Origin of the sequence: Vogesella margarita, from assembly GCF_028548475.1 — a bacterium.
Classification (GTDB): Bacteria; Pseudomonadota; Gammaproteobacteria; order Burkholderiales; family Chromobacteriaceae; genus Vogesella; species Vogesella margarita.
The window spans coordinates 103,559-119,111 of record NZ_JAQQLE010000002.1 but is presented as its reverse complement, the minus strand read 5'-3'; the positions used below and the strand labels follow the sequence as shown (position 1 = coordinate 119,111).

Annotated in this window: 17 protein-coding genes; 6 read left to right on the top strand and 11 right to left on the bottom strand. The window is 67.4% G+C overall.

Annotated elements, in window-relative coordinates:
* Positions 1 to 105 precede the first annotated feature (105 nt).
* The 3 genes from rsmA to cyaY form a co-directional block, all read right to left on the bottom strand.
* The gene (gene rsmA / locus PQU96_RS03080) at positions 106 to 888 is read right to left on the bottom strand and encodes a 16S rRNA (adenine(1518)-N(6)/adenine(1519)-N(6))-dimethyltransferase RsmA (RefSeq protein WP_272770792.1); all 783 of its coding nucleotides are present in this window, start codon (positions 886 to 888) and stop codon (positions 106 to 108) included.
* Between the two features lie 187 nt (positions 889 to 1,075).
* On the bottom strand, positions 1,076 to 1,486 hold the full coding sequence (locus PQU96_RS03075) for a YqaA family protein (RefSeq protein ID WP_272770791.1): 411 nt from the start codon (positions 1,484 to 1,486) through the stop codon (positions 1,076 to 1,078).
* Positions 1,487 to 1,804 carry an iron donor protein CyaY gene (gene cyaY, locus PQU96_RS03070; RefSeq protein WP_272770790.1) on the bottom strand — a complete coding sequence of 106 codons (318 nt, stop codon included), beginning with the start codon at positions 1,802 to 1,804 and terminating at the stop codon, positions 1,487 to 1,489.
* An 88-nt stretch (positions 1,805 to 1,892) separates the two neighbouring features.
* Between cyaY and lptM the strand changes: the two genes are divergently transcribed.
* Positions 1,893 to 2,003, top strand: a complete 111-nt coding sequence (gene lptM, locus PQU96_RS03065; protein ID WP_272770789.1) for an LPS translocon maturation chaperone LptM — start codon at positions 1,893 to 1,895, stop codon at positions 2,001 to 2,003.
* A gap of 171 nt (positions 2,004 to 2,174) precedes the next feature.
* On the opposite strand, the gene PQU96_RS03060 is transcribed toward lptM, so the two are convergent.
* The 4 genes from PQU96_RS03060 to PQU96_RS03045 all read right to left on the bottom strand — a co-directional run bounded on the left by PQU96_RS03060 (position 2,175) and on the right by PQU96_RS03045 (position 5,669).
* Positions 2,175 to 3,827 carry a diguanylate cyclase gene (locus tag PQU96_RS03060; protein WP_272770788.1) on the bottom strand — a complete coding sequence of 551 codons (1,653 nt, stop codon included), beginning with the start codon at positions 3,825 to 3,827 and terminating at the stop codon, positions 2,175 to 2,177.
* Between the two features lie 293 nt (positions 3,828 to 4,120).
* Positions 4,121 to 4,570 (bottom strand): MarR family transcriptional regulator, encoded by a 450-nt coding sequence (locus PQU96_RS03055; RefSeq protein ID WP_272770787.1) that lies wholly within the window; start codon positions 4,568 to 4,570, stop codon positions 4,121 to 4,123.
* An 89-nt stretch (positions 4,571 to 4,659) separates the two neighbouring features.
* The gene (locus PQU96_RS03050) at positions 4,660 to 5,082 is read right to left on the bottom strand and encodes a DUF488 domain-containing protein (protein ID WP_272770786.1); all 423 of its coding nucleotides are present in this window, start codon (positions 5,080 to 5,082) and stop codon (positions 4,660 to 4,662) included.
* A gap of 23 nt (positions 5,083 to 5,105) precedes the next feature.
* Positions 5,106 to 5,669 (bottom strand): YIP1 family protein, encoded by a 564-nt coding sequence (locus PQU96_RS03045; protein ID WP_272770785.1) that lies wholly within the window; start codon positions 5,667 to 5,669, stop codon positions 5,106 to 5,108.
* A gap of 238 nt (positions 5,670 to 5,907) precedes the next feature.
* On the opposite strand from PQU96_RS03045, the gene PQU96_RS03040 reads away from it, so the two are divergent.
* The gene (locus PQU96_RS03040; protein ID WP_272770784.1) at positions 5,908 to 6,135 is read left to right on the top strand and encodes a hypothetical protein; all 228 of its coding nucleotides are present in this window, start codon (positions 5,908 to 5,910) and stop codon (positions 6,133 to 6,135) included.
* Positions 6,136 to 6,195: 60 nt separating this feature from the next.
* Here PQU96_RS03040 and PQU96_RS03035 read toward each other — a convergent pair whose 3' ends face one another.
* The gene (locus tag PQU96_RS03035) at positions 6,196 to 9,690 is read right to left on the bottom strand and encodes an indolepyruvate ferredoxin oxidoreductase family protein (protein WP_272770783.1); all 3,495 of its coding nucleotides are present in this window, start codon (positions 9,688 to 9,690) and stop codon (positions 6,196 to 6,198) included.
* Positions 9,691 to 10,064: 374 nt separating this feature from the next.
* Here PQU96_RS03035 and rarD point away from each other — a divergent pair, with 374 nt between their 5' ends.
* Positions 10,065 to 10,973 carry an EamA family transporter RarD gene (rarD, locus tag PQU96_RS03030; RefSeq protein ID WP_272770782.1) on the top strand — a complete coding sequence of 303 codons (909 nt, stop codon included), beginning with the start codon at positions 10,065 to 10,067 and terminating at the stop codon, positions 10,971 to 10,973.
* Between the two features lie 148 nt (positions 10,974 to 11,121).
* A complete protein-coding gene (locus PQU96_RS03025) occupies positions 11,122 to 11,571 on the top strand; it encodes a GNAT family N-acetyltransferase (protein WP_272770781.1) in 450 nt (149 codons plus the stop codon).
* 12 nt (positions 11,572 to 11,583) lie between these two features.
* Here the strand turns inward: PQU96_RS03025 and PQU96_RS03020 are convergent, their stop codons facing one another.
* Entirely contained in the window at positions 11,584 to 12,471 is an 888-nt protein-coding gene (locus PQU96_RS03020; RefSeq protein ID WP_373316263.1) for a carboxylate/amino acid/amine transporter, read from the bottom strand.
* A gap of 78 nt (positions 12,472 to 12,549) precedes the next feature.
* On the opposite strand from PQU96_RS03020, the gene PQU96_RS03015 reads away from it, so the two are divergent.
* Positions 12,550 to 13,062: a MarR family winged helix-turn-helix transcriptional regulator gene (locus PQU96_RS03015; protein ID WP_272770779.1), complete on the top strand. Its 513-nt coding sequence runs from the start codon at positions 12,550 to 12,552 to the stop codon at positions 13,060 to 13,062.
* A gap of 91 nt (positions 13,063 to 13,153) precedes the next feature.
* On the opposite strand, the gene PQU96_RS03010 is transcribed toward PQU96_RS03015, so the two are convergent.
* Positions 13,154 to 13,966 carry an inositol monophosphatase family protein gene (locus tag PQU96_RS03010; protein ID WP_272770778.1) on the bottom strand — a complete coding sequence of 271 codons (813 nt, stop codon included), beginning with the start codon at positions 13,964 to 13,966 and terminating at the stop codon, positions 13,154 to 13,156.
* A 145-nt stretch (positions 13,967 to 14,111) separates the two neighbouring features.
* Between PQU96_RS03010 and PQU96_RS03005 the strand changes: the two genes are divergently transcribed.
* Positions 14,112 to 14,840 (top strand): 16S rRNA (uracil(1498)-N(3))-methyltransferase, encoded by a 729-nt coding sequence (locus PQU96_RS03005; protein WP_272770777.1) that lies wholly within the window; start codon positions 14,112 to 14,114, stop codon positions 14,838 to 14,840.
* Positions 14,841 to 14,946: 106 nt separating this feature from the next.
* Here PQU96_RS03005 and PQU96_RS03000 read toward each other — a convergent pair whose 3' ends face one another.
* Entirely contained in the window at positions 14,947 to 15,531 is a 585-nt protein-coding gene (locus PQU96_RS03000; RefSeq protein WP_272770776.1) for a hypothetical protein, read from the bottom strand.
* Positions 15,532 to 15,553 lie beyond the last annotated feature (22 nt).

Here is a 15,553-nt window from a genome sequence, read left to right as displayed (position 1 = left end):
TTTAATTCCTGTGCCAGCCCGCCTTACGGTGCGGCTTGGTCCGCATCATTCAAAACGGATTGTGCGGCGGCCAACCTGGTACAGCAAGCCGCAGCGCAACATGGGTCAGCCGCGCGCGGCGGCCAGATGGTTGGCCAGCGCCACATACTGCTGCACGCTCAGCGTCTCGGCCCGGGCCGTCGGGTCGATGCCCAGCGACAGCAGGGCCTCGTCATCGATCACGCCCTTGAGGTTGTTGCGCAGGGTCTTGCGCCGTTGGGCGAAAGCCTGTGCCACGATCTCCTCCAGCAGCGCCTCGTCTGTCGCCACACCACAGCGACCGGCATCAGGAATCATCCGTACCACCGCGGAATCCACTTTCGGTGGCGGGTAGAATGCACCCGGTGGTACGAGCAAGATCTGTTCCATGTCGAAACGATACTGCAACATCACCGTCAGACGGCCGTAATCCGGCGTCGACGGCGCCGCCACCATACGGTCGACCACCTCTTTTTGCAGCATGAAGTGCATGTCGGTGACGCGGTTGCCGTAGCAGGCGAGGTGGAACAGCAGCGGGGTGGAAATGTTGTACGGCAGGTTGCCGACCAGCTTGAACGGGCCGTCGCAGACGCTGCCAAAATCGAAGGCCAGCGCGTCGCCCTCGTGGATGGTCAGCCGCTTGGGCGAGAACTCGCCACGCAGGCGGCTGATGATGTCGCGGTCGATCTCCACCACATGCAAATGGTCTAAACGCTGCAACAGCGGCTTGGTCAGCGCGCCGAGGCCGGGGCCGATCTCGATCACCACATCGTTCGGCTGGGCGCCGACGGCGCTGACGATGTCCTCGATCACCTTGCTGTCCTGCAGGAAGTTCTGGCCGAAGCGCTTGCGCGGAATGTGTTTGCTCATTGCTACTTTCTGGATGAAAAACGGCGACAGTCTCGGCCGATGCTGGCGGGCAAATACTGTCGCACAAAGATAAAGTCATAACCCAAGCATAGCGGCGATCGTGCCGCGCGCCAGTACAACGCCATGATGCTGCCGCCACCGGCATGGCGTCCGGAAATCCGGACAACAACCCGCCGGTACGTACGCCTCACCGGATAAGACCCAGCATTCCCCACGCCAGCAAGGCGTAACGGCTGGCCTTGCCCAGCGTAATCCACAGCACGCAGGGCCAGAACGCCAGCCGCAGCCAGCCGGCGGCCAGCGGCAGCGCATCGCCGGCCAGCGGCACCCAGCTCAGCCACAGCGCGGCCGGGCCGAAACGCTCGAACCATGCCGCCGCCCGCGGTGGCAGCGGTTTGGGCGGCACGCAGCGCCCCAGCCACAGGCTGCTGATGCTGCCCAGCGCGTTGGCGACGGTGGCGACCAGCAGTGCCGGCCACAGCAGCTCCGGACGCTGCAACAGCAAGGCGCCCAGTGCCAGCTCGGAATTGCCCGGCAGCACGGTAGCGGACAGGAAGGCCGACGCCGCCAGGCCGCCCAGCAGCAGCCAGCTGCTCACTCAGACGGCAAACGCGAAGTCGCAGCCGGCCGCCTGGCCGACCACCGCCGACAGCGTGGCGCCGAACTCCCTACCGTCGCGCGCCGCCAGCCACTGGCCATCGCGCAGCGCGAAGTGGAAACCGCCGCTCTTGGCCGCGATCCACAGCTCCTGGTTCGGCACGTGGCGGTTGACCACCACCTTCTCGCCGCTGTCGAACTCGATTTCCAGCACATTCCCCATTTTCAGGCAGTCCAGATCCAGCTCCGCCTCATCCAGTGCCGCTTCGATGCGCGTGAAAATACCGTCGGTGAGGGTCAGGAATTCGCTTTCAGTCATGGAAAAATCCTAAAGGTTGGCCGCATGGCTTGGGGTGGGAGGCTCGCGCCTGTTAGACTGCGATTTTGCCATAGCTACCGGATTCCGTATGCGTACTGCGCTGATGTTTGTCCTTGTCGCCACCGTTGTCACCGCCTGCGGCTTCAAGGGTCCGCTGTATCTGCCGGCCCCGACCGGCCAGCAGCAGACCGCACCGTAAGCGGCCCGTGCCGGCGTGCGGCCAACCTTGCCGACGCCGGCGGCGGCCCGTAACGGGCATGATTGACCGATGCAGAAGCCGGTGCAGGAAGTGGATGACGACAAGGCGGCGGCTCGCGCGCCGTAGCTTGGCGCAGGCCTCGCCGATGCCGGTGACGGGAAAAGACGCCGGCTACGGTGCCGGCGCCACCTCCAGCCGGTTGCGGCCCTTGTGCTTGGCCTGGTACAGCGCGAGATCGGCGGCGCGCAGCGTGCGCTCCCAGTCCTGCGGCTGGTTCTGCCACGCCATGCCGAGGCTGGTGGTGACGTGCAGCAGCGGGTGCAGCGTGCTCCAGTCGTAGTCCATCAGTGCCAGCCGCAGGCGCTCGCAGGTCGCCACCGCCGCCTCCTGCGAGGTCTCCATCAGCAGCAGCACGAACTCCTCGCCGCCGTAGCGCACCACCAGATCGACCGAACGGGTGTGCAGCACCACCAGCTGCGCCACCTTGCGCAGGGTGTCGTCGCCGACAGCGTGGCCGAAGCGGTCGTTGATCGACTTGAAGTAGTCCAGATCCAGCACCACCACCGCCATGCCGTCAAAGCCGCCGTGCAGTTGCGCCAGGCGCTGCGGCCCTTCGCGGTCGAGACAGCGGCGGTTGCCGACCCCGGTCAGCGCGTCGACCAGCACCGCCTGCTCCAGCTCGTTCATGCGCGCCTCGGCCACCGATTTTTCCGCCTCTAGCCGCGCCGCGCGCAGGCGCTCGTGCTCGGCCTTCAGCCGTTCGCGCTCGGTTTCCAGCCGCGCGCTGGTGATCTCCAGCTCCTTGCGGATCGCCCAGCCCTGGGTGCTGGCGCGCTTGCCGGCCAGCGCCTGTTCCAGCTGGCGCAGGCGTTCCAGCTGCCGCAGCGCCGGCTCGAACTGGCCGCCATCCTTGTGCACGCGGTACAGCGCCTCGTGCGCCAGCACCCGCATCTCGTACTCGATCCGCTCCGCCGGCAGTGCCAGCACCCGCTCCAGCACCGCGATCGCCGCCGGCAGCTGCCCGGTGCGGTGCAGGATGATCGCTTCCGCGAGATCGGCGCGGTGCTGCAACGCGGCAAAGTCGCCGCACCGTGCCAGCTCGCGGCCCTGGGCCAGCGGCTCCAGCGCTTCGTCGTAGCGCGCGAGATCGGTGAGGATTTCCGCCAGATTGATGATGGCGCTGGCTTGCAGGTGCGGGTTGTCCGTCGTGGCCGCCAGCGTCGCCGCCTGCTGGAAGTGGTCCAGCGATTGCGCCAGCAGTGCCGCGGCCCCGGACTGGGACAGCGACTGCGCCAGCTGGCCGGCGGTGCGGTAGGTGGAGCCGAGATTGTTGATGGCGCTGAACAGCGCGACGAGGTGGCCGTGCTGCGCCGCCAGCTCGCGCGCCTGCTGCAACAGCGCCACGCTTTGCTCCAGATCGCCGACCGCGCTGTAGGTGCACAGCCCGGCGCGGTTCAGCGCCCAGCTCAGCATCAGCGGCTGCCGGCAGAGGCGGGCAGCGCTCAGCGCCTCCAGCGCGTACTTCAGGCCGTCGTGCGCCAGCCCCAGCTCGTTGCAGGCCATCGCCACCGTGCACAGCACCTCGGCGCGGGCGGCGGCATCGGCGGGCCGCTCCAGCAGCGACGCCGCTTCCAGCCCCGGCGGAATGGCGTCGGCCAGCTGGCCGAGCCGGAAGCGGTGCAGCGCCAGCAGGGCCAGCGCCTCGCTGCGCAGGTGTTCGAAACCATGCTCGCCGGCCAGCTGCAGCGCCGTTTCCGCCGCCTGCAGGCCGTGATGGTGACGGCCGCTGTTGCCGGCCTCGCGCGCGCTACGCAGCAAGCGCAACAGGGTCTGACGCTGCGATCCCGCACCGCCGGCCGCGGCTGCCGCAATGGCCGCCACAGCCGGCTGGGGACAACGCGATACGTTTACCGGCTCACAGGATTTGTCAGCGCCGATCATAAAAACCACCGGAAATTCAGATGGCTGAATTTATATACCGATTTATGGCAAGGACGTAGCAGAAGGTTGGCCGCAATGACGGATTGCCGGCGGCAAAGCGCAAAAAACAACAATCGCAGCGCAACATAAGCGCACCGCCATGACGTAAGGATTGGCGCGGCGCTGGCCGTGACGCCTCAGTCCGGCACCAGGCTCTGTGCCGCCTGCAGCAGCAGGTCCAGCGACAGCGCACCACTGGTCTGGCGCAGCGCCAGCAGCTCGTCGCGGTGCGCGCGGGCCAGCCGCTGCACCAGCTCCTCACCCTTGGGTGCCAGGCTGATCTCGACGCAGCGGCGGTCTTCGCGCCCCGGCTTGCGCACGATCAGCTGCTGCGCCTCGCAACGGCTGACCAGCCCGACCACGCTGTGGTGGTGCGACTGCAGCCGCTGTGCCAGCTCCGCTACCGTCGCCCAATCGCGCCCAGGGTAGCCGCGCAGTTGCAGCAGCAACTGGTACTGCAGCGGGGTGATGCCGTTGTTTTGCGCCAGCTCCTCGCTGAAACGCAGGAACAGGCGCAGGCGGTAGCGAAAATCGGCCAGACGCTCGAAGTCGTCCTTGGACAGCGGAGTCGGGGGGGAAGGGTTCATCGTGGCAACACCAGGCAACAAGCCCGCCAGCGTAGCAGATTTCCGCGCCGCCGCCGTGGCGGCGCGTCCGGGCGATGCCTCCGCCATGCTCAGTGCGACAGGCCGGCGTAGCACACCGGCGAGCTGCGCCGGGCGGCGTCGTGCCAGTAGTCCTGTGCCGCCAGGCGCGCCTCCAGGAAACGCGCCAGCGCCCGCACCGGGTTGTGCAGGCCGTCCTCGCCATCGTACAGCAGCACTACGCCGCCCTCGGCAGCGGCCTGCAGCAGTGCCTGCCAGCGCGGCGGGTTGGCCGCGAGATCGGCCCAGTAGGTATCGCAGAACAGTGCGTAACGCAGCGGGTCACGGCGCAGCCAGGCCTGCAGCCCCGGCGCCGGCAGCGCGCGCGGCAACCACCGTGCCCGCGGCAGGCTGCCGCGGGGCAGCCCCGCCGGCCAGCGTGCGGCAAGCAGGAACACGTTGTCGCGTTGCGCCGGGCACTGGCTGGCCGGCAGCAGCTGGATGGCGGAACTCATCTCTGAACTCATCTCGGGCGTCCTCATAGCAGTGGTACCGCGATCAGGGCCACCAGCACCGCCCACAACAGGGCGCCGACGGTGAACACGGTGTAGGCCAGCGATTCGGTGCGCACCGAGTCCTCATGCTCGAACAGTGCGTCCAGGCCGTGATAGATCAGCAGGCCGGAGGCCAGCAGCCCCAGCAGGCCGATCGCCATATTGAAGAACGGCATCGGCACCAGCAGCGACAGCGCCGACAGCCAGATCGGCAGTGGTGCCAGCGCCGCCAGCCGGTAGCAGTCGGCGTACGGCGGCCGCGCCTCGGCGTGCACCGCCATGCGGATGAAACCGGCCATCAGGTGCACGCTGAACCAGTTCAGCAGCAGGAACAGCACGATCACCGCCTGCCACTGCGCCAGCGGCACCTGCGGCGCGTACACCTCGCCGTTGAAATAGGCGGCGTACAGCAGCATGCCGGCGGCGAACAGCGAGGCCGGCAGCACGATGCGGAAGAAGGACCGGGCAGTCGAGGCATGGTGGTGGGCGATTTCGTCCCAGCCGTGATGCGAGGACAGCAACATGCGAAGCGGGGTAAGCGGGGTCATGGCGACACTCCTTGCTGACGTGGCGGACGGGCACGACGGGGCGCGTCCTCTCCTGAAATATATCGCATTACGATATAAATACAAGGCGCCAGAAGACGTAGTCGTGCCTTATCCCGGTGCAGTACGTTTTACGCCGCACCGCAGCATCACATCCCGGCCAATGGCGGCAAGGCCGGTGCCGTACTGAACCTGGCACGGCTTTTGCATTGCAACAACATTATCCTGATGGAGTCTTGCCATGCGATCCCTGCCTGCCAGCAGCAACACCCCGGTTACCAGCGATGCGGTGGTGTTCAATTACCAGCGACCGACCCGCGCGCGGCTGATCGCGCTGGGCACCGGCAGCCGACTGTGGCTGGTGGAAGCGTTCGACCCGCTGCACAAGGTGTGGGTGTGGCAGGACGAGAGCAACAATATGGAACAGGCGGTGGAAGGCGCGCGCCGGCTGAGCCTGTTCCCGTCCTGAACGGCGGCCATAAAAAAAGCGGGCCGGCTGGCCCGCTCAAACACCCTCAAACATTGCCCGTTACGCCACGGCGCCCTTGCCGGTGCGCGGTGACGCCTCGAACGCCTGCCGCAGCGTCGCCAGCTTGCCGCGGGCGCTGGCGAGGCCGGCGTCCTTGACATGGCCGAAGCCGCGAATGCCTTCGTACTGCTTGACCATCTCGGTGGCGGTGTCCAGGTTGGCCGCAGTCAGCTTGCCGCACAGCTCGTCCACCAGCGTCTCGAACTCGACGATCAGCTGCCGCTCCAGCTTGCGGTCGGCCTGGTAGCCGAACGGGTCCAGCGCGGTGCCGCGCAGGCTCTTGAAGCGGGCGATCACGCCCATCGCCTTCAGTGCCCACTGGCCGAGGTTGATCTTGCGCGGCTGGTGGCCGGTCATCCAGCTGGCACCGAAGTGGAAGGTCAGCTTCAGGTCGCCATCGAACTGCGCCGCCAGATCGCGCTGGAACACGCCGTCGCTGTACAGGCGCGCCACTTCGTACTCGTCCTTGTAGGCCAGCAGGTGGTAGTAGTGCTTCGCCACCGCCAGTGCCAGCGCGCTGCTGCCGGGCTTGGCCTGCTCTTCGGCAGCCTGCACCCTGGCTACCAGCGCCTTGTAGCGCTCGGCCAGTTTTTCGTCCTGATAGGCGACCAGCTCCTTGCTGCGATGGTGCAGCACGCCGTCCACGGTTTCACGTGGAACGAATTGCACCACCGCCGACGGCGACACCAGCGTCTCGACGCGCTGCAGGTCGTGCGCGGCGTGACGGCCCCAGGTGAAGGCGTCCTGGTTGAACTTCACCGCGGCGCCGTTCAGCTCGATGGCCTTCATGATCGCTTCCAGCGACACCGGCACCAGCCCCTGCTGCCAGGCGTAGCCGAGCATGAACATGTTGGCCGCAATGGCGTCGCCCTGCAGCGCGGTGGCGATGCGGGTGGCGTTGACCTCGGAGAAATGGCTGCCGCCGACCGATTCGATGATCGCGTCCTTCATCGCCCGCGCCGGGAAGCGCACGTCCGGGTTCTTCAGGAAGGCGCTGGTCGGCGATTCGTAGCTGTTGACCACCACGTGGCTGAAGCCCTCGCGCATCTTGGCCAGCGCTTCCTCGGCGGCGGTGACCACCAGGTCGCAGCCCAGCACCAGGTTGGCGTCGCCGGCGGCGATACGCACCGCGTGCAGCTTGTCCTGGCTGTCGGCGATGCGCACGTGCGACCACACCGAGCCGCCCTTCTGCGCGAGGCCGGCCATGTCCAGCACGGTGATACCCTTGTTGTCGAGGTGGGCGGCCATCGCCAGCACCTGGCCGATGGTAACCACGCCGGTGCCGCCGACGCCGGTGATCATGATGCCATACGGCTCGTGCAGCGCCGGCAGCCGTGGCGCCGGCAGCGCGCCCATATGGTCGAGGCCGGCCTTGTTGCCGCCGGATTTTTTCAGCTTGGCGCCGGATACCGACACGAAACTCGGGCAGAAGCCCTCGACGCAGCTGAAGTCCTTGTTGCAGCTGCTCTGGTCGATCTTGCGCTTGCGGCCGAGCGCGGTTTCCACCGGCAGTACCGACAGACAGCCGGATTTCTTGCTGCAGTCGCCACAGCCCTCGCACACGCGCTCATTGATGAACACGCGGCGGTCCGGGTCGGGGAATTCGCCGCGCTTGCGGCGGCGGCGCTTCTCGGCGGCACAGGTCTGGTCGTGGATCAGGATGGTCACGCCCTCGATCTCGCGCAGCTCCTTCTGGATGCGGTCCAGTTCGCGACGGTGGAACACCTCCACCCCCGGCGCCAGGCCTTCCTTCAGGCCGTGTGCGGTGCGGTACTTGTCCGGGTCGTCGCTGGTGATCACGATGCGGCCAACCCCTTCGGCGTGCACCTGGCGGGTGATCATCGGCACGTCGAGGTAGCCGTCCACATGTTGGCCGCCGGTCATGGCCACCGCATCGTTGTAGAGAATCTTGTAGGTGATGTTCACCTTGCCGGCCACCGCAGCGCGGATCGCCAACAGGCCGGAATGGAAGTAGGTGCCGTCGCCCAGGTTGGTGAAGATGTGCTTGGTGGTGGTGAACGGCGCCTGGCCCAGCCAGGTGATGCCTTCGCCGCCCATCTGGGTGAAGGTCTTGGTGCTGTCGCCCTCGATCCAGTGCGCCATGTAGTGGCAGCCGATGCCGGCCACCGCGCGGCTGCCTTCCGGCACCTTGGTGGAGGTGTTGTGCGGACAGCCGGAGCAGTAGTGCGGCACACGGGCGATCGCCTCGCGCGGCTGCACCAGCTGCGCTTCCTTGTCGTCGTAGAACTTCAGCCGGTCGTGGATCACCGGGCTGTCGAAGATGTTGGCCAGCCGGCTGGCGATGGCGCGCGCGATCATCGCCGGGGTCAGTTCGCCGGCGGCCGGCAGCAGCCAGTCGCCGTGCGGCAGCGCCCATTCGCCTTTCTCGGCGAACTTGCCCACCACGCGCGGACGCACGTCGTCGCGCCAGTTGTACAGCTGCTCTTTCAATTGGTATTCGATGATCTGGCGTTTTTCCTCGATCACCAGGATCTCGTCCAGGCCCTGCGCGAATTCGCGCACGCCTTCCGGCTCCAGCGGCCACACCATGCCCACCTTGAAGATGCGCAGGCCGATGTCGGCGGCCAGTTGCTCGTCGATGCCGAGGTCGTCCAGCGCCTGCATCACGTCCAGGTAGCTCTTGCCACAGGTAATGATGCCCAGGCGCGCCTTCGGCGAATCCAGCGTCACATGGTTCAGCTTGTTGACGCGGGCGTAGGCCAGCGCCGCGTACAGGCGGTGGTGCAGCACGCGCTTTTCCTGCGCCAGCGGGGTGTCCGGCCAGCGGATGGACAGGCCGTCCGGCGGCAGCGGGAAGTCTTCCGGGATGATGGTCTTGACGCGGTCCGGGCTGATGTCGACCACCGCCGAGCTTTCGATGGTGTCGGTGATCGCCTTGATCGACACCCAGCAGCCGGAGTAGCGGCTCATCGCCCAGCCGTGCAGGCCGTAGTCGATCACTTCCTGCACGCCGGACGGCGACAGCACCGGGATCATGCTGGCGGCCAGGATGTGGTCGGACTGGTGCGGGAAGGTGGAGGATTTCGCCGCGTGGTCGTCGCCGCAGATCAGCAGCACGCCGCCGTGCTTGCTGGTGCCGGCCACGTTGCCGTGCTTGATCACGTCGCCGGAGCGGTCCACACCGGGGCCCTTGCCGTACCACAGCGCGTACACGCCTTCGTACTTGGCGCCGTCGAACATGTTGACCTGCTGCGTGCCCCACACCGCGGTGGCGGCGAGGTCCTCGTTCAGGCCGGGGTGAAACACCACGTTGTGCGCCTTGAGGTATTTCTCCGCCTTCTGCATGGTCTGGTCGACGTTGCCCAGCGGCGAGCCGCGGTAGCCGGTGACGTAGCCGGCGGTATTGAGGCCGGCGGCGCGGTCGCGCTCCTGCTGCATCATCGGCAGGCGCACCAGCGCCTGGATGCCGTTCAGCAATACCTGTCCGGTAGCGGCCGTGTACTTGTCTTCCAGTTCGACATGGCGAATCGACATGGTTTCTCCTCCATCATTCTCTGTGCTTGTGGCAACGGGGGCGAGGCGCGGCCTTGTGGGCGGCGCTTGCTGGCAATCTCTATCTCTAGTTGTAGCGCCTGCGGCGTCTTTTTGTGGTGGCGGCCGGCGCGCGGATGGCGGCGCGGCTACTGGGCGCAGACTAGGTGACGTAAACGTAAACGTCAATATAATTGTCGTTTCAACGCGATAGGTGCGGCTTATGTGCCAGTGCAGCATGCGCGGCTGCTGGCGGCGGCAGAACACAGCGTTTCGCCCCCACCATTGAGTAGACCGTCGCCGGGGGGTAGAGTGCTTCCTTGACCCTGCCGCCGTCGGCCACAAGCCCGCTGCGGCCAACCTTTGCGGTGCCTCCCATGCCTACCTCCCGTCAGGAAACCTCGCGCGGCGTGCTCTATGCCGTCGGCGCCTTCTTCATCTGGGGCCTGTTCCCGCTGTACTGGAAGCCGCTGCACGACGTGCCGGCCTTGCAGATCCTGTGTCACCGCATCGTGTGGTCGGCCGTGTTCGTGGCGCTGGTCCTGCTGCTGCAGCGCAACTGGGGCTGGCTGGCCGACAGCGTGCGCGACACGCGCCGCCTCGGCATTTTCGCGCTGTCCTCCTTCCTGCTGTCGCTGAACTGGCTGATCTATATCTGGGCGGTCAACGACGGCCGCGTGGTGGAGGCCAGCCTCGGCTACTTCATCAATCCGCTGGTCAACGTGCTGCTGGGGCGCTTCTTCCTCGGCGAGCGGCTGACGCGGCCGCAGGCCGGCGCCGTCGGCCTCGCCGCCCTCGGCGTGGCGTGGATCACCATCGGCGTCGGCAGCCTGCCGTGGGTGGCGCTGGGGCTGGCCGGCACCTTCGGTGTCTACGGCCTGTTGCGCAAGCAGGCGTCGCTGCCGTCGCTGGAAGGGCTGGCGCTGGAAACCTTTCTGATGCTGCCGCTGGCGGCGGCAGCGCTGCTGTGGTTCGAATCCAGGGGCAGCGGCGGCTTCGGCCACCTCGGTGTCACCACCGACCTGCTGCTGATCGGCGGTGGTGTCGTCACCGCCATCCCGCTGCTGTTGTTTGCCAGCGGCGCGCGGCGACTGAAGCTGGCCACCGTCGGCCTGATCCAGTACCTCGGTCCCAGCATCCAGCTGCTGCTGGGCGTGCTGCTGTACCAGGAGCCGTTCGGCCCGGAACGCGCCGTCGGCTTCGCGCTGATCTGGAGCGGGCTGGCGCTGTACTCCGGTGCCGGGCTGCTGGGCTACTGGAAGCAACGCCGCCTGCAGCAGGCGTAAATCAGCATCGCGTAAAGAACATGCGGCCAACCTTGAGGCAAGGTTGGCCGCATTGCTTTTGGCCTCGGGCTTCACACTGTGTTCTGACCGCACCGCTTGTCGCCACCGCCTGCCGGCAGTAGCGTGACAGGCTCGACCGGAGAGCAACATGGCCATCACATTCGATACCGACAAGCAGCGGCTGGACCGCGACATGGTGTACCGCTACCTGAGCGGCGAATCCTACTGGGCGCGCGGCCTGCCGCGCGACATCTTCGAGCGCTCGCTGGACGGCGCGCTGTGCATCGGAGGCTACGACGAGCACGGCCGCCAGGTGGCGTTTGCGCGCGTGATCAGCGACTACGCCACCTTCGCCTACCTCGGCGACGTGTTCGTGCTGGACAGCGTGCGCGACCAGGGCACGGGCAAGGCGCTGATGGCCTTTATCCAGGCGCACCCGCAACTGCAGAACCTGCGCCGCTTTATGCTGGCCACTGCTGATGCCCACGGCCTGTACGCGCAGTTCGGCTTTGCCGCGCTCAGCGCGCCGGAGCGCATCATGGAAAAGGTGGAGCCGGACATCTACCGGCGGCTGGCCGCCGAGAGCAAGCCGGCCTGACGTGCCGGCCGCTCAGGCCCGTGCCGGTTGCTGGCTGAAGAGCTGCACCGCCAGCACGCTGGCCAGCACCGTCACCATGCCCGTCAGCATCCAGCCGTGCAGGCTTTGCCCCAGCGCCAGCCAGCCCAGGATTACCGCCGCCAGCGGGCTGAGCAGGCCCAGTGCCGATACCGCCACCGGCGGCAGCAGGCGCAGGCCGCGGAACCACAGGCCGTAGGCCAGCAGCGCGCCCACCAGCGACAGGTAGGCGTAGCCCGCCACGTTGGCCGCGGACAGCGCCGGCAGCGGCGGGTCCAGCCACAGCGCCGCCGGTAGCAGCATCAGCCCGCCCAGCGCCAGCTGCCAGCCGGTCAGCGCCAGCAAGGGCAGGCTGCTGCCCCAGCGCCGCGCCAGGTACATGCCCAGCGCCATCACCACCGCGCCGCCGGCGGCGGCCAGCACACCCAGGCCGTCCCACTGCGCGTTGCCGGCGTTCAGCAGCACCACCATGCCGGCAAGGCCGGCGCAGGCGGCCAGCAACACCAGCGGCCGCGGCGTCTGCCGCTCCAGCCCCCACAGCAGCCCCATCATCAGCAGCGGCTGGATCGCGCCCAGCACCGCGGCGATGCCACCGGGCAGGCGGTAGGCGGCGACAAACAACAAGGCCTGGAAGGCGCCGATGTTCAGCAGCGACAGCAACAGCAGCCGCGGCCACTCCTGCTTTTGCGGCAGATGCCGCGTCCACAGCAACAGCAGCAGGCCGGCCGGCAGCACGCGCAGCACACCGGCGGTCAGCGGCAGGCCGGGCGGCAGCCATTGCGTGGTTACCAGATAAGTCGAGCCCCAGATCAGCGGCACGATGGCCGTCAGCAGGGTGTCGCGCCACAGGCGGGAAGCGGTCGTCACGGATTTATCTCCCATTCAAGATATAATCAGCGTATCGCCAATTTATCTTCAACTCAAGATATTTATCTTGAACACGAGCTATCTGGAGCCGCCATGGACACCCAACCCAACCCCGACGCCGTGGACGCCATCCGCGCGCAGTGGCAGCGCGAGCGCCCCGACCTCGACACCCACGACATGGCGCTGATCGGCCGCCTGGCCCGCTGCGCCGGCCAGCTGCAAAAGCGGCTCAACGACACCTTCGCCCAGTACGGCATCTGCAACTGGGAGTTCGACGTGCTGGCCACGCTGCGCCGCAGCGGCGCACCGTACTGCCTGGCGCCCACCGCGCTGTTTTCCAGCCTGATGCTGTCGTCCGGCACCATGACGCGCCAGCTGCAGCTGCTGGCCGAGCGCGGGCTGGTGGAACGGCTGCCCAACCCGGCCGACGCGCGCAGCCTGCTGGTGCGGCTGACCCCGGACGGGCTGGCGCTGGTCGAGGCGGCGCTGGATGCCCACGTCGCCAACATGGCAACCATCCTCGCGCCGCTGCCCGCCGAACCCCACGCCGCGCTCGACGCCGGCCTGCGCCAGCTGCTGGCGGTGCTGGAAGCGCCCGCGCCCTGAGCCGGCGCACGGCCGGCTCGTTCCATGCCCCAAAAGCAATGCGGCCAACCTTGGACAAGGTTGGCCGCATTGTTTCCGGGCATCTGCCGGTTTACTGGTTGGCGCGCACCCAGCGGTGCCAGTGGCCGAACAGCTCCGGGTCCAGCGCCGCGATGGCCGAGCGCTTCCACAGCGTGTCCGTCCAGTAGTCGTCGGTATTGAGGCTGGCGATGCGGCCGCCGGCTTCTTCCAGGATCACCGCGCCGGCGGCGTAGTCCCACAGCCGCTGGCCGCCGTGCAGGTACAGGTCGTAGCGGCCGGCGGCGAGGAAGCACCAGTCCAGCGTGCTGGAACCCATGCTGCGCTGGCTGCCGAACGGCGCCACGCTGCTCATGCGTGCCGCCAGCTTGCCGGAGCGCAGGTACTTGATCTCCACCGCGGCGATGGCGTCGCCCATGCTGTTGCGCGTGTTCTTCAGCGGCAGGCGGTTGCCGTTGAGGTAGGCACCCTTGCCGCGGCGGGCGTAGAACATCTCGTCGGAGACCGGGTTGTAGATCACGCCCAGCTCGCTGATGCCGTTCACCATCAGCGCCACCGAGATGGCGAAATAGGGCAGGCCGTTGACGAAGTTGGTGGTGCCATCGATGGGGTCGACCACCCACAGCCCGTCGGGATTGGCCGCCCACAGCGCGTCCTGCTCCTCGCGCGTCATTTCCTCGCCCAGCACCGGGTGCGGCAGGATCTGCGGCAGGTCGCGCTGCAGCGCCTGCTGGCAAGCGAGGTCGGCCTCGGTAAACAGCGAACCGTCGTCCTTGCGCGTCTTGCCGACGCGCAAAAAGCGCGGCATGACCTCGGTCTGTGCCACGTTACGAACGGTACGGATGACCTCGTCGACCACCTGCATGCACTTCTCCTGAGCGTCCACCGGCAGGCGGACGGGTTAACACGGTTGGCAGGCCGGCGGGCCCGCCGCTCAAGCCGTCCCCGCGGGGGCGAATCGAAAACAGTGGTTGTTGCAATTGCAGCAAAACAAGCAAAATACCGCCATCACCACAGACTTTCAACACACCATGCCCAGGTTTTTTGTTGCCACACCCCTCGCCGGCCTGCGTTCGCTGTCCCTTCCCGACCATGTCGTGCGCCATGTGCAGGTGCTGCGGCTGAAGGAAGGCGATGCCATCACCCTGTTCGATGGCCGTGGCGGCGAGTACCAGGCCACGCTCACCGCCATCGCCAAGCGCGATGCCGACTGCGACATCACCCGCTTCGACGACCACAGCCGCGAGTCGCCGCTGTGGCTGGGGCTGGCGCAGGCGATCTCCAGCGGCGACCGCATGGAGTTCACGCTGCAGAAGGGGGTGGAGATGGGCGTCAGCGTGTTCCAGCCGCTGATGACCGAGCGCAGCATCGTCAAACTGGCCGGCGACCGCGCCGACAAGCGCCTGGCGCGCTGGCAGGAAATCATCGTCTCCGCCTGCGAGCAGTGCGGGCGCAATACCATCCCCGAGGTGCTGCCGATCCTGACGCTGAAACAGTGGCTGGCGGCGAAGCCGGACGGCGACGCGCACCTGGTGCTGTCGCCGCTGGGCACGCAGCGGCTGGCCGACATCGCCAAAGCGCCGGCGCGCGCGTGGCTGATGGCGGGGCCGGAGGGCGGGCTGTCGGCGGCGGAAGAGGCGGCGGCGATCGACGGCGGCTGGACGCCGCTCAAGCTCGGCCCGCGCATCCTGCGCACCGAGACCGCGGCGCTGGCGGCGGCGGCGGCGATGCAGACGGTGTGGGGCGACTACGGCGCCTGAGCGCGCGCCCGGCGGTTACAGCGCTGCGGCCAACGTTGGCCGCAACGTCCGGCAACGAAAAACGGTGGCTGCATGCCACCGTTTTTTGTGCCCGTCCGCGAGCGGATCAGTGTCCGCTGCGGCGGTAAATCAGGCGGCGGTCGAACAGCGCCTCGTACTGGCCGAGGCGGAACTGGCCCTCTTCCGGCACCGCGCGATCGTAGTCGTAGCGCAGGCCCTGGTATTCGATCCACGCCACGATGGGCAGGCCGAGATAGCTGCCGACCGTTTCCGTGGACTTGATCACCTCGTTGTCGGCCAGCAGCAGGCCGACACGCTCCTTCGTGGTCACCGCCTCCTGCTGCTCGTCGCCGACCACCGTCGCCAGCGGCTTCAGCGGGATGCCGCGGCGGCGCAGCTGGCGCGCGTGCCACTGCATCAGCCAGCGCACCATCAGCGTCGGCAGCAGCACCGGGTGCACCTGCTTGCTGTCGTCGAACATGCACTTCACTTCGAAACGGCTACCGCACTGCGGGCATTCGGCGCGCGCCAGGATGAACACGCGGTCGACCACCATTAGCGCCACGCCGTGCATGGCCGCGGACTTGACCAGCTTCTTGCAGTGCGGGCAGTGCTTGGCAAAGCTGCTGACCTTGACGCCGCTGGGGAAGACCTGCGGCAGGAATCGATCGAGTCGATCGGGCTTGAGCATACTCGTCACGCTCCGGTGTATC

Bases quoted from the DNA above. Each gene is read 5' to 3' on its own strand.
- rsmA (WP_272770792.1), bottom strand. From the start codon at position 888: ATGAGCAAACACATTCCGCGCAAGCGCTTCGGCCAGAACTTCCTGCAG.
- cyaY (WP_272770790.1), bottom strand. From the start codon at position 1,804: ATGACTGAAAGCGAATTCCTGACCCTCACCGACGGTATTTTCACGCGC.
- lptM (WP_272770789.1), top strand. From the start codon at position 1,893: ATGCGTACTGCGCTGATGTTTGTCCTTGTCGCCACCGTTGTCACCGCC.
- PQU96_RS03055 (WP_272770787.1), bottom strand. From the start codon at position 4,570: ATGAACCCTTCCCCCCCGACTCCGCTGTCCAAGGACGACTTCGAGCGT.
- PQU96_RS03050 (WP_272770786.1), bottom strand. From the start codon at position 5,082: ATGAGTTCCGCCATCCAGCTGCTGCCGGCCAGCCAGTGCCCGGCGCAA.
- PQU96_RS03045 (WP_272770785.1), bottom strand. From the start codon at position 5,669: ATGACCCCGCTTACCCCGCTTCGCATGTTGCTGTCCTCGCATCACGGC.
- PQU96_RS03040 (WP_272770784.1), top strand. From the start codon at position 5,908: ATGCGATCCCTGCCTGCCAGCAGCAACACCCCGGTTACCAGCGATGCG.
- PQU96_RS03035 (WP_272770783.1), bottom strand. From the start codon at position 9,690: ATGTCGATTCGCCATGTCGAACTGGAAGACAAGTACACGGCCGCTACC.
- rarD (WP_272770782.1), top strand. From the start codon at position 10,065: ATGCCTACCTCCCGTCAGGAAACCTCGCGCGGCGTGCTCTATGCCGTC.
- PQU96_RS03025 (WP_272770781.1), top strand. From the start codon at position 11,122: ATGGCCATCACATTCGATACCGACAAGCAGCGGCTGGACCGCGACATG.
- PQU96_RS03020 (WP_373316263.1), bottom strand. From the start codon at position 12,471: ATGGGAGATAAATCCGTGACGACCGCTTCCCGCCTGTGGCGCGACACC.
- PQU96_RS03015 (WP_272770779.1), top strand. From the start codon at position 12,550: ATGGACACCCAACCCAACCCCGACGCCGTGGACGCCATCCGCGCGCAG.
- PQU96_RS03005 (WP_272770777.1), top strand. From the start codon at position 14,112: ATGCCCAGGTTTTTTGTTGCCACACCCCTCGCCGGCCTGCGTTCGCTG.
- PQU96_RS03000 (WP_272770776.1), bottom strand. From the start codon at position 15,531: ATGCTCAAGCCCGATCGACTCGATCGATTCCTGCCGCAGGTCTTCCCC.